The 11,840-nt window shown below is 64.3% G+C and carries 12 protein-coding genes (1 of these 12 only partly in view); 8 read left to right on the top strand and 4 right to left on the bottom strand.

Annotated elements, in window-relative coordinates; genetic code table 11:
- The 3 genes from K369_RS09290 to K369_RS09280 all read left to right on the top strand — a co-directional run.
- Positions 1 to 405: the 3' portion of a M23 family metallopeptidase gene (locus K369_RS09290; protein ID WP_036290108.1), read on the top strand. Its footprint begins 1,629 nt before the window's first position; the window shows 405 of its 2,034 coding nt (coding positions 1,630–2,034); its start codon lies beyond the left edge, outside the window; it ends in the stop codon at positions 403 to 405.
- A gap of 57 nt (positions 406 to 462) precedes the next feature.
- Positions 463 to 873 (top strand): hypothetical protein, encoded by a 411-nt coding sequence (locus K369_RS09285; protein ID WP_036290106.1) that lies wholly within the window; start codon positions 463 to 465, stop codon positions 871 to 873.
- Positions 874 to 953: 80 nt separating this feature from the next.
- Positions 954 to 1,916, top strand: coding sequence for an IS5 family transposase (locus K369_RS09280; protein WP_051948759.1), 963 nt, complete (start codon positions 954 to 956; stop codon positions 1,914 to 1,916).
- 504 nt (positions 1,917 to 2,420) lie between these two features.
- On the opposite strand, the gene K369_RS25540 is transcribed toward K369_RS09280, so the two are convergent.
- A complete protein-coding gene (locus tag K369_RS25540) occupies positions 2,421 to 3,524 on the bottom strand; it encodes an alpha/beta hydrolase (protein WP_084570598.1) in 1,104 nt (367 codons plus the stop codon).
- Positions 3,525 to 3,636: 112 nt separating this feature from the next.
- Between K369_RS25540 and recF the strand changes: the two genes are divergently transcribed.
- From recF to K369_RS09260, 3 genes are all read left to right on the top strand, one after another.
- Positions 3,637 to 4,800 (top strand): DNA replication/repair protein RecF, encoded by a 1,164-nt coding sequence (recF, locus tag K369_RS09270; RefSeq protein ID WP_036290103.1) that lies wholly within the window; start codon positions 3,637 to 3,639, stop codon positions 4,798 to 4,800.
- Positions 4,801 to 4,907: 107 nt separating this feature from the next.
- A complete protein-coding gene (locus tag K369_RS09265; protein WP_036290516.1) occupies positions 4,908 to 6,008 on the top strand; it encodes an OpgC family protein in 1,101 nt (366 codons plus the stop codon).
- Complete coding sequence (locus K369_RS09260) at positions 5,963 to 6,772, top strand: GDSL-type esterase/lipase family protein (RefSeq protein WP_245278146.1); 810 nt, start codon at positions 5,963 to 5,965, stop codon at positions 6,770 to 6,772. Before K369_RS09265 ends, K369_RS09260 begins: the two co-directional genes overlap by 46 nt.
- A 52-nt stretch (positions 6,773 to 6,824) precedes the next feature.
- Here K369_RS09260 and K369_RS09255 read toward each other — a convergent pair whose 3' ends face one another.
- The 3 genes from K369_RS09255 to ung all read right to left on the bottom strand — a co-directional run bounded on the left by K369_RS09255 (position 6,825) and on the right by ung (position 9,557).
- Positions 6,825 to 7,352, bottom strand: coding sequence for a hypothetical protein (locus K369_RS09255; protein WP_036290097.1), 528 nt, complete (start codon positions 7,350 to 7,352; stop codon positions 6,825 to 6,827).
- A gap of 306 nt (positions 7,353 to 7,658) precedes the next feature.
- The gene (locus K369_RS09245; protein WP_084570596.1) at positions 7,659 to 8,720 is read right to left on the bottom strand and encodes a phosphatase PAP2 family protein; all 1,062 of its coding nucleotides are present in this window, start codon (positions 8,718 to 8,720) and stop codon (positions 7,659 to 7,661) included.
- A gap of 171 nt (positions 8,721 to 8,891) precedes the next feature.
- Positions 8,892 to 9,557, bottom strand: a complete 666-nt coding sequence (gene ung, locus K369_RS09240; RefSeq protein WP_036290088.1) for a uracil-DNA glycosylase — start codon at positions 9,555 to 9,557, stop codon at positions 8,892 to 8,894.
- A gap of 132 nt (positions 9,558 to 9,689) precedes the next feature.
- Here ung and K369_RS09235 point away from each other — a divergent pair, with 132 nt between their 5' ends.
- Positions 9,690 to 9,959 carry a helix-turn-helix domain-containing protein gene (locus K369_RS09235; RefSeq protein ID WP_036290084.1) on the top strand — a complete coding sequence of 90 codons (270 nt, stop codon included), beginning with the start codon at positions 9,690 to 9,692 and terminating at the stop codon, positions 9,957 to 9,959.
- Between the two features lie 71 nt (positions 9,960 to 10,030).
- On the top strand, positions 10,031 to 11,776 hold the full coding sequence (locus K369_RS09230; RefSeq protein WP_036290080.1) for a SulP family inorganic anion transporter: 1,746 nt from the start codon (positions 10,031 to 10,033) through the stop codon (positions 11,774 to 11,776).
- Positions 11,777 to 11,840 lie beyond the last annotated feature (64 nt).

Raw genomic sequence — 11,840 nt, 5'->3', positions numbered from 1 at the left:
GCGCCGATCGGCACGCCCATTCTCGCGGCCGGCAATGGCGTGGTGGTGGAGGCCGGCTGGCACAGCGGCTACGGCCGCCGCGTCGAGATCCAGCACGCCAATGGCTATTCGACCGCCTATAATCATATGTCCGGCTTCGCGCGCGGCATTCGCGAGGGAATGCGCATAAAGCAGGGCCAGATCGTCGGATTTTTGGGCTCGTCCGGCCTCTCGACCGGCCCCCACCTCCATTACGAGGTCATGGTCAACGGCCATTTCGTCGATCCGATGCGCGTCAAGCTGGCGCGCACGCGCGAGTTCGACGGTCGGCTGCTCGCCGATTTCAAGCGCGAGCGCGACCGTATCGATCAGCTGATGGCCAAGGCGCCGAACAATCCCCATGTCGCCACGCGGCAGGGGCGCTGAGGCACAGGGCGCGCGGCGCCATGGTCTATATTCGCGCGCGATGGAATGAGGGAAGGGATGTCGGACTATTTGAACAAGGTGAATCGCATTCCGATCTCGGCCGATCTGCTCGGCGAGGTCATGGACATGCTGCGCGCGCTGCCTGTCGAGGAGCGCTGGGCCTCGGGCTCCCGCTCGTCCCGGCTCTATGAGATGCTGGAGCGCCGGGGGCTGACCGACACGGCCGACATCGTCGCCGTCGCCATAGACCTGCGCGTCACCGCCCTGCTGCGCTTGCAGAGCCTCGATGCGCTGCGCGGCTGGACGCCCCCCGGCGGCGGCCTCGGCGCCAGCCTCGTCCACCCCGATCTGCTGAAAGCCGCCGCCGCCGAGCCGCTGATCGAGGAGGCCGACGGCGAGGCGAGCTTCGACGTGGCGAGCTTCCGCCTGCGGCTGCTGGCGGGCGCGGAGGTTTATGGGCGGGCGTGAGAGGTGGGTGAGCGTTGGAGCGCTTTGCAAAACCGGCGAACCCGTGATTCTCTGGGGCGTCCGAGGGATGTGAGTCACCGATGTCACGCCGCAACTTCAGCCAACCTTCGCTCGCCGACGCATTCGTGAAAGCCTATTCTCGTCCTGGTGGGTTTCTGGAAGATATCGCCAAGACGTTCGAGTGGAGCGCGTTCGACGTTATTTTGCGTCCGCTGCATTCTTCGAGCGACGGCGCGCCGGCCTATCCGCCACTGACCATGTTCAAGATCGTGCTGTTGCAGCAGTGGTATGGGCTGTCCGACCCCGCCGCCGAGGAGGCTGTGCGCGATCGCCTGTCGTTTCGGCGCTTTTGCGGGGTTCCGCTGGACGAGGAGACGCCGGACCATTCATCGATCTGGCGGTTTCGTCAGCGGCTCGCCAAGCTCGGCCTCGACGAGAAACTACTTGCCGAGGTCAATCGACAACTCGACGCGCGCGGGCTGATCGTGAAGCGCGGCACGCTGGTCGACGCCACTATCATCGCGGCCGCCGTGAAGCCGCCGCCCCACGACGAGGGGCAGGTCAATCCGCGCGACCCGGACGCGAGCTTCACCAAGAAGAACGGCGAGACCTACTTCGGCTACAAGGCGCATCTGGCGGTCGACGAAGAAAGCGGCATCGTGCGCCAAGCGGAGATGACGAGCGCCGATCTGCACGACAGCCAGCGCGGCGAGGCGATGATCCAGGGCGATGAAGAGGCCTATTACGGCGACAAGGCATATGATAGCGCAGCGCTACGCAAGGCGTTGAACGACAAGAAGATCGACGACAAGATCGCCTATAAGGCGAAGCGCGGAGCGCGACAGCCGGACTGGCAGAGATGGTTCAACAAGACGGCGTCGAGCGTTCGCGTCGGCGTCGAGCGCGCCAACGCGACGATGAAGAACTGGTATGGGATGGCGCGAGTACGCTACCGCAGCCTCGCGCGCAACAATTGTCATCTTCAGTTCGTCGTCATGGCGATGAACATGAAGCGGGCGCGGGTTCTCGAAGCGGCGGCATGACGCCGCGAGGGGAGAGGTGTGTCTCGAACCGGATAGGGATGCGAAAAATGACCGGCTGACGGCGCAGAGCATTGCGCCAGATGGCGCGCGGGCGCATCAAAGCCCGTCGATTGCGGCCGAAAAACCGTAAACGCCGAGACCTCGGCTATTCTGCGAAGCGCTCCGTTGGATTGGGAGCCGAAGCGACCTTTCACCGGAGCCCACGACGTCTGGATCACACTCGACAGCCGCTCATTCAGGTGAGGCTGCCTTAAAACAAGTTGCAGCCAGTCGCATGAGAGTGGAGAGGCCAGCAAGCCATGCAGGAAACCAGCGAATAAACAGGTCATCGAAGCAGACGCTCTGCGCTACGATCGCTTGTTCTTCAACGCAGCCGAGGATGGACTCGTAGGGAATGCAGGTCACGAGAAAGTGGCGTTGCCTCCCCGTTCGGTCAATGCTTGACCTCCCGAGGGCGGAAGACGCAATGACAGCCGCACCAATGAACACTACCAGCGACCATCTCTATTGTGGAAGCAATTCCCTGGGCTCACCAGCGCTGACCTTCTCCACCATCTTGGTGATGCTGTTCGCTACCTCATGAGCATGGAGTTTGTTAGTCATGAGGCTTATGTGGTCCGCTCCCGCAATTACCTCGATCGAGCTGTTTTCCGAAATAGCAAGCCAATTTCGTTGCTGAGCTTGATGCCACCGGACGAACCTTGCTTCGGTGGCGTCGTCCAGTCCAGTGAATCTATCGGCCACGACGATCGCAACTGGTAGACCGGATTGAGGCTTTAGGTGCTGAATTTGTTTCAGCGTATCCGGAATAAAACGGTACTCCTCAATAGTCGTTTCTATATAGGCGGCCTGGTACAGAAACACCTTCGCAACCTCTTCCGATCGAGGAGGCAGTCCTGCCGCAAGGTTGAACAATCCGAGGTTGACGACGGCGCGCATGGCCCCGACAGAAGCGAGATATGGAAATATTTTTAATGTTGCGGGCGTCCAATCCTCGACCCTTGGGAGATCGACCTCGGCATAAGTCTCCAGGACGGATGGGCTAGTCGCATCGATCAAAACCAGTCCTGTCACATCCTGCGGGAACTTTGCAGTGAACATGCGCGCATATGCCCCACCGATGGAGTGCCCGACAAGGATGTAAGGGCCTGGAATACTCGCAGTTTTCAAAAGCTCATGGAGCTGTTGGCTGACATTTTCGGCGTCCATCGCAGAAGTAGATGTCGAACTCCATCCGTAGCCCGCTCGATCATAAGAGCAAACGCGGGCTACCTCGGCCACTGCCGGCTGAATCCAAGCCCAAGCTAGCCAAGGGACCCCGGCGCCGCTTTCGAGGATAACGGTCCGGCGCCCTTCACCTGTACAGTAGAGATGAAACGTGTGACCCTCCACGGCCACGAGCCGACCGGGAGGACGAAGCCCTGCGAGCTCGGCTCTCGATGCAAAGTGATGGTGTACTCCGCCTCCAAGAGCGAGCGCGGTGATAAATACAGCCGCGCCCGCGGCAAGGCGCAATGTCCATCGGCCAAAGATGCGGAATGGATGTCCCGTACGCCGTTCCACGGTTCCCCCGCGCAATAAGTGACAGACTATGACTGTGAGAGTCATATGTTCTTCTTTGGCTGTCAATTTGGCAATCTTGGGAGTTCCGCTCCTGCCACACAGCGGGTCCGCCTCCCCCCGCTAGCCCTCCGCCCCCCGCCGTGGCAAAGCGTCCCGCATGACGCCCGGCCCCTCCCCCGCGATTCTCGCCCCCATGGCGCGGCGGCTGCAGCTCGCCGATTATCGCTCCTATGCCGCGCTGGATTGCGCGATAGAGGCGCCGCTGGTGGCGCTCACCGGCGAGAATGGGGCCGGCAAGACCAATATTCTCGAGGCGCTGTCGCTGTTCTCGGCCGGGCGCGGGCTGCGCGGGGCGGAGCTTTCCGATTGCGCGCGGCGGCAGGGCTCCGGCGGTTTCGCGGTCTCGATCGAGCTTTCCGCCGACGGCGTCGTCACGCAGCTCGGCCATGGGCTGGAGCCGGCCAGCGGCGAGCAGAGCGCGGCGCGGCGCTTTCGCATCGACAGGGCGCCGGTCTCCTCCGCCCGCGCTTTCGCCGATCATCTGCGCCCGCTGTGGCTCACGCCGGCGATGGACGGGCTGTTCGCCGGGCCGGCGGGCGATCGGCGGCGCTTTCTGGATCGGCTGGCGCTCAGCCTCGACGCCGAGCATGGCGCGCGCGCGGCGAAGCTCGAGCGCGCGCTGCGCAATCGCAATCGGCTGCTCGCCGAGGAGACCGCCGACGCCCGCTGGCTGGACGCCGCCGAGCGCGAGATCGCCGCGCTCGGCGTCGCCGTGGCGGCGGCGCGGGGCGAGACCGTGCTGCGGCTGCGCGCGCTCATCGCGAGAGAGCGCGACGACAGCTCGCCCTTTCCCTGGGCCGAGGTTTCGATAGAGGGGGAGCTGGAGCGCATGATCGGCGAGGAGCCGGCGCTGCAGGTGGAGGATCGCTATCGCGCGCGGCTCGCCGCCGCCCGCCGGCGCGACGCCGCCGCCGGCCGCACGCTGGAAGGCCCGCAGGCGAGCGATCTTTCCGTGCGCCACGGCCCCAAGGACGAGGCGGCGCGCGCCTGCTCCACCGGCGAGCAGAAGGCGCTGCTGGCCGGTCTCGTTCTCGCACATGCGAGGCTGGTGGCGGCGACCACGGGGCGCGCGCCGCTGCTGCTGCTGGACGAGGTGGCGGCGCATTTCGATCCGCTGCGGCGCGAGGCGCTCTACGCCGAGCTGGAACGCATCGGCGGACAAGTGTGGATGACGGGCGCCGATCCGGAAGTGTTCGCCACGCTGGGCGGACGCGCGCAGCTCCTGCGCGTCTTTCCGGGGCGCATCGAGAGCGCGATGTGAGTCTTTCGCAACGCTCCCAAAAAAGGCCGCATTCGAGGCCCTGAACAGACACGCCCCGGCGCTCGCGTCGGTGCGAAAACTCAGCCGCCGAACCATTGAAGAAGCGCATGCGCGAGCCGAATGAAATCGATTTTTGGCGCGGCTTCGCTCTCGTCACCATTTTCGTGAATCATATTCCAGGGATTTTCTTCGAGCGCTTCACCTTTCGCAATGTGGCGATCTCCGATTCGGCGGAGCTGTTCGTTTTTCTCGCCGGCTGGGCGTTGCGCAAGCTCGTGGACGGGCCGGCGCGGACGCTTTCGGCGCGCTATCTGATCCTGCGGCTCGAGGGGCGCGCCTTCACCGTCTATCTGGCGCAACTGGTGATCGCGCAATTGGCCGTCGCGCTGCAGGCCGGCGCCTCGCTGCTGCTGGACGCGCCCTTTCTGCTCGACTGGAACAACGCCTCGGCGATTTTCTCCGATCCGGTGCGCGCCAATCTCGGCCTCGTGCTGCTGACCTTTCAGCTCGGCTATTTCGACATTCTGCCGCTCTATGTCGTGCTGATGCTGGCCTCGCCGCTGATCGCCCTCGCCTATCGCCATGCGCGAGCGCTGCTGCTCCCGGCCTCGCTCGCCATCTGGGCCTATGCGCTGGCCTTCGGCGTCAACTTCCCGACCTGGCCGGTGGAGGGCGCCTGGTTCTTCGATCCGCTGGCCTGGCAGCTCGTCTTCGTGCTCGGCTTTCTGCTGGCCGGCGAGGATGGGATCGGCGGCCTCGTGCGCCGCTATCGCAAGCCTCTGTGGTGGGCGGCGCTGCCGATCGTGCTGCTCGGCGTCGCCGCGGCGCGGACCGAATTCGATCCCTCGCCGATCGCTCTGCCGGAGCCCAAGCTGTTCTTCGTCTTCGACAAGACCTTTTTGTCGCCGGCGCGGCTGCTCTCCAATCTGGCCATCGTCGCGGTCTTCGCGGGCGCATTTCACACGATCGCGCGACGCCTTCCGCGCATCGCCGATTTTTTGTCGACGCTCGGCCGCAATTCGCTCAACGTATTCTGCGCCGGGTCTCTGCTGAGCCTCGCCGGGCAGATCTTCCGCTTCGCCTATAGCGGGGATGTTGTAAGCGACGCGTTTATCGTTATGTTCGGCATCGCTGCGATGGGGGCGACAGCATGGGCTTCGGAATGGCGCGAAAGGTTGCGGGCAAAATCGGCGCGGGCTCCTGCATAGCGCTGGCGCTCGCGGCGTCGCTCGCGCTCGCGCAAGAACGCGCGCCAGAATCCGCGCCGCCGTCCGAGGCGCCGCCGCTCAGTCCCGCCTGCGAAGCGCCGGCCGGCGATATCGCCGCGCCCGCCTCGCTGCCGCATTTCGCCAAAGCGCTACGTGAGCGCAAGACAGCGAGCATTCTCGCCATCGGCTCCTCCTCCACCTCCGGCGTCGGCGCCACCTCCGACGCCAAGAGCTATCCAGCCCAGCTCGAGGCGATTTTGGAAGGGGCGCTGAAGGGCGTCGATGTCGTGGTCGCCAATCGCGGCGTCTCCGGCGAGGTGGCGGCCGTCACCGCCGAACGCATCAAAAGCGAGGTGGCGCGGGAAAAGCCCGATCTCCTGCTCTGGCAGCTCGGCACCAATGACGCGCTGGTGCGCATCGCGCCGGACGAATTCGAGAACACGGTGAGCTCGACCATACGCTGGCTGAAGGCCAATGAGATCGACGTGGTTCTGGTCGGCCTGCAATATAGCTCGCGCTTCTCGCGCGACGAGGAATATTTCGCGATCCGCAACGTTCTGCAGCGCGTCGCGACGGCGGAGAATGTCGCCTATGTGCGCCGCTATGACGCGATGCGCTTCATCGCGCAGAACCACGCCAATCTGCAGATGATGTCACGCGATAATTTCCATCTCAACGATCTCGGCTATCAATGCATGGCCGAGCATATCGCGCGCGCTGTGATCGTCGGCGTCTTCGCTAAGCGCCGCCCGAGCGGGAACTGAAGGCGCTCGTCGGCGTAGAGCGAAAGCCGCCGCGCCGACGAGCGCCGAAGGCTCAGAGCCGCTTCAGCCCTTCCTCGAAGCTGATGGCCTCGAAGCGTTGGTCATATTTGGCGGCGCCATCGGCGAGCGTGTCGATCTTTTCCGCCGTGTCGTATTTCTTCATCTTCGTCTTATCGAGATAGAGAAGCTCGATCAGCTCATTGTAGACGGAGGTGTCGTCGATCGGCAGAACATAGAGCGGCACGCCTTCTATGCTGATCTCATAGCGCGAGGCGCGGTCGAGATCGGAGACATAGATGAAATATTTGCCCTCCGGCTTCGCGCTCGCGCCGAGCGCCGCGACGAGAGCGGGAAGCTCGCGAAACGAGGCGAGCGATCCGGCGAGAAACGACAGCGCCCCCTCGCCTTCCTGCGCCGTGGCGTGAACGCCTTCCAATGCGAGCAGCGGATCGAGCGTGACAGCGATCTCGCCGCGAAAGCCGAAACGGCCGGCGTGATGCGTCGCTCCCTTGTGGCTGGGCTTCAAGAGCCGGCCCTCGGCGTCGAGGCGCTGGAAGGCGGTCGTTTCGATAGACGTCATGTTCGGCTTTCGCTATCCGCCCCTTCTCGAAACATTCGAGACCGTGACGGTCGATTTTCGCGGGGAGATAGATGAGACATGGCTCGCGTCGACAGCGCACGCGCCGCCCGACGCGTCGCGAGGTCGATCATCGAGGAAAACGAAAAAAGGAGCGCTCTCGAAAGATCGAGCGAGAGCGATTCGTTTCATTGTCGCTGACGCGGAGCCGACAAAAATGTCGGCTTTCGATCCGCACGACGACGCTCGTCGCTCCTCAGGAGAAGTAAAGCAAGTTCTACGCCGCAGTGGCGACGAGGGGCGGCGCCTTCACCGCTCGAGCTCGCGGCAAAGCGGCGACGGATGCGCATTCTCGATCATCAGACGCTCGGCGCGATATCCAATTGCATCGCCGATACACGGAATGGACCGACTCCGTCGTCGCTCGATCCGCTGCGCCATTCGATAGGACAAATAGGCGAGCGCCACTCCGCCGATCGGGTCTACGAAATAATGCCCGCCTTCCGTCACCGTGCCCACCATCAGAGCGATATCGACGACGCATAAGAAATAGAAGGCCGGGCGCACGGTTCGCAGGCTCAGCGGCGTCAGCGCGCCGACCACGGCGTGAAAAGAGGGAAAGCTCAATAGGCCGCCGATCGTGCTGCTCGCGAAATTCAGCGGCGCGGACTCGCGCAGGCGGCTCAGATGATCGAGCGGCGTCCGACCGCCGAAGCGAAGCTCGTGAAACAGCGAATCATCGACGAGAGTAACGGCGCTCGAGGCCGGCAGGACGGCGGCGATGACGATCGTCGCCGTGAGCGCGATCGCGAATGCGAGAAGATAGACGCGCAATTCGCCGATACGCTCGAGCGCGACCAGCACAACCACCGGCGCGATGATCTGCATGGTCATGCTCGAATAAGCTTCCCGCAGCCACTTCGCCAATAAGGGGCGATCGTCGACATAATGGGCGAAGGCCAGCCAATCGACGCCGAGCCATCGATCGAGCGAGAGAAACAGCTCGTCCTGCAGCGGCATGGCGAGACGCTGCGTCGCATAGCTCGCGAAAATTCCTACGAGCGACGTCGCCACCACATAGATCAGCGAGTAGACGAATATCGGCGCAGCGCGCGAGACGAAGCTCGGCGAAGCGAAGCGACAATAGAGATCGAGAGCGACGACCGCGACGAAGAAAAGGCTCGGGTCCGGGAAGGACGGCAGCGTCATTCCCGTCGCTTTTGCGCCGACATAGGCGCTCGCCAGCATCGCGAGGCTGAGCCGCGCGGCGGCCGATGGAACGGCGACGAAGCGCGATCGCAGATGATCGAGACAGAGGTCGTAAAATCGGCGCGAAACATGAAGAGACGTGCAAAAGAACATAGAATGCATGCTCGAAACTCGCGCCTCGAAATGATTTGGAGACGCGCCGCCGGACTCGACGAGAGCGCCCCATAATTATGCCGACTCGCGTCGGCGCTCCAATGAATACTGGACTACGAAACCGCGGTTACATTTCGGTAAACGACTAATTTTATGAGATCTTCCAGTAATATAGGCGTCTCACCAGTCTATCGGCGCGCGTCCTTTCGATTCGAGATAGGCGTTGGCCTTGGAAAAATGCCTGCAGCCGAAAAAGCCGCGCGCCGACAGTGGCGATGGATGCGCGCTCTCGAGCACCAAATGCTTGGAGCGATCGACGCCCGCGCCCTTCTGCCGCGCATAATTGCCCCAGAGCAGGAAGACAATTCCCTCCCGCTCGCGCGAGAGCGCCTGCACGGCGGCGTCGGTGAAGCGCTCCCAGCCCTTGCCCTGATGCGAGCCCGCGGCGCTGTCGCGCACGGTGAGCGTGGCGTTGAGCAGCAGCACGCCCTGATGCGCCCAGCGCGAGAGATCGGGATCGCGCGAGACGGGCCGCCCGAGATCGCTCTCGATCTCCTTGAAGATGTTCTGCAGCGAAGGCGGCGGCGGAATGTCGCGGCCGACGGCGAAGCACAGGCCATTGGCCTGGCCGCGGCCGTGATAGGGATCCTGACCGAGGATCACCACTTCCACGGCGTCGAAGGGACATTCGTCGAAGGCGCGGAAAATCTGCTTGGCCGGGGGATAGACCGGAGCGCGAGCGTATTCCTCGCGCACGAATTGGCGCAGAGCGTCGAAATAGGGCTGCTCGAATTCCGCCGAAAGCCGCAGCTTCCAGCTCTCGTCGATCTGCACGGGTTTGTTCATATCCGCCAAGCTAACATGCGTCGGCGCCGGACGAGAACCCGGCCGTGTCGCAAAAACGCGAGAATGATGTTTCAAACATCATCTTGGCGAGATAAAACATGCCTGCTAATATAATAAGCGTGAGCATATGAGATGATCACCGCCGCTCAATTGCGCGCCGCACGGGCGCTGCTCGGCATAGATCAGAAGAAGCTGGCCGAGCTTTCCGGCGTCTCCCTGCCGACCATACAGCGCATGGAGGCGAGCGACGGCAATGTCCGCGGCGTGATCGAGACGCTCACCAAGGTCGTCGAGGCGCTGAACGAAGCCGGCGTCGAGCTGCTCGGCGAGAACGCCCGCAGCGAAGGCGCCGGACGCGGCGTGAGGCTGCGCCGTCCCGGCCCGCCCAAACCGACGACTTGAGGATTAATCGCGACGACGACCGCCGACTTCGCGCCGACGATCCCGCCGCTCCTCGATCAAAGGAGCCAGTGTTGAGAGATCGACGTTTTCGCCAGCCGAGCTTCATCGAGCTGTTCACGCCCAAGCTCGTCACCATTTTGCGCGAAGGCTACGGCCTCGCGGATCTGCGCGCCGACGCCATCGCCGGCCTCACTGTGGCGATCGTCGCGCTGCCGCTCTCCATGGCATTCGCGATCGCCTCGGGGCTCAGCCCGGACCGCGGGCTCTATACGGCGATCATCGGCGGATTTCTGGTCTCCATGCTCGGCGGCAGCCGCTTCCAGATCGGCGGGCCGGCGGGCGCCTTCATCGTTCTCGTCTTCGCCATCGTGCAGCGTCAGGGCTATGACGGGCTGGCGCTGGCGACGATGATGGCCGGCGTCATTCTCTTCGCCATCGGCCTGCTGCGCTGGGGCACCTACATAAAATACATCCCCTTTCCGGTGACGGTCGGCTTCACCGCCGGCATAGCGGTCATCATCTTCGCCAGCCAGCTCAAGGAGATTTTCGGCCTCTCCCTCGCCAATGAGCCGGCCGCGCTCGGCCCGAAGCTCGCGGCCCTATGGGAGGCGCGCGCCACGCTGAAGCCGGCGACGGTCGGCGTCTCGGCGCTGGCGCTGGCGATTATCCTCGGTCTGCGGCGCTGGCGTCCGAGCTGGCCCGGAATGCTGATCGCCGTGACGGTCTGCGCGGCGGCGACGGCGGCGCTGCATCTCGACATAGAGACGATCGGCTCGCGCTTCGGCGGCGTGCCGAGCACGCTGCCGGCGCCGGCGGTCCCGCATTTCGATCTCGCGCGACTGCGCGCGCTGCTGCCGGACGCGCTGACCATCGCCGTGCTCGGCGCCATGGAGTCGCTGCTCTCGGCCGTCGTCGCCGATGGCATGAGCGGGCGGCGCCATCGCTCCAATTGCGAGCTCGCCGCGCAGGGCGTCGCCAATATCGTCGCGCCGCTGTTCGGCGGCATTCCGGTGACGGGAACCATCGCCCGCACCGCGACCAATGTGCGCTCCGGCGCCAAAGGCCCGGTCTCAGGGATGCTGCATGCGCTGTTCCTGCTCGGCTTCATGCTGATCGCCGCGCCGCTGGCGGCCTATATTCCGCTCGCCTCGCTCGGCGCCGTGCTCGCCGTCGTGTCCTGGAACATGGCGGAGAAGAAGGAATTCGTCGCTCTGTTCTGCGCCTCGCGCGGCGACGCTCTGGTGCTGGTCTCCACCTTCCTGCTCACCATTTTCGAGGATTTGACCGTCGGCATAGGCGTCGGCGTGACGCTCGGCGCCTTCCTCTTCCTGCATCGCCTGGCCGAGAGCGTCGAGGTGCAGACCGGCGAGGCCTTTCTCGACGAGGATCGCGCCGATGATTACGACGGCCATCGCCCGACCTATGATTCCGCCGCCGCCTCCGACGCAGAGGTGATGGTCTATAAGATCAGCGGCGCCATCTTCTTCGGCGCTTCGGCGACGGTGAGCGCGGCTCTGGACGAGATCGGCCGCTATCCGCATGTCTTCATCTTCGATTTCAGCGAGGCGCCGCTGATCGACAGCACGGCGGCGCGGGCGCTGGAGAGCTTTGTCACGCGGCTGCGAAAGGCGGGAACCGTGGTTTGCGTCGCCGGCGCGCGACCCGCCGTGCGGCGGGCGCTGCTCTCGGCCGGGCTGCATGAGCCGGAGACGCTCTACGCCGGCACGGTCGCCGATGCACGCCGCCGCGCCACGGCGCCGCAGCCGCCCGAAAATCGCGCCCCGCGGCTGAGCGGCGCCCTCCCCGGCCGTGCGTGAGGCGCGCGGCAAGCAGTTTGCTTGGCCGTAAGCCGACCACTCATTTCCTGCTGATCGCTTCGCT

It is taken from the genome of Methylosinus sp. PW1 (assembly GCF_000745215.1).
Classification (GTDB): domain Bacteria; phylum Pseudomonadota; class Alphaproteobacteria; order Rhizobiales; family Beijerinckiaceae; genus Methylosinus.
Note: the sequence above shows the minus strand (reverse complement) of the source record. Positions and strands in the feature narration are given on the sequence as shown.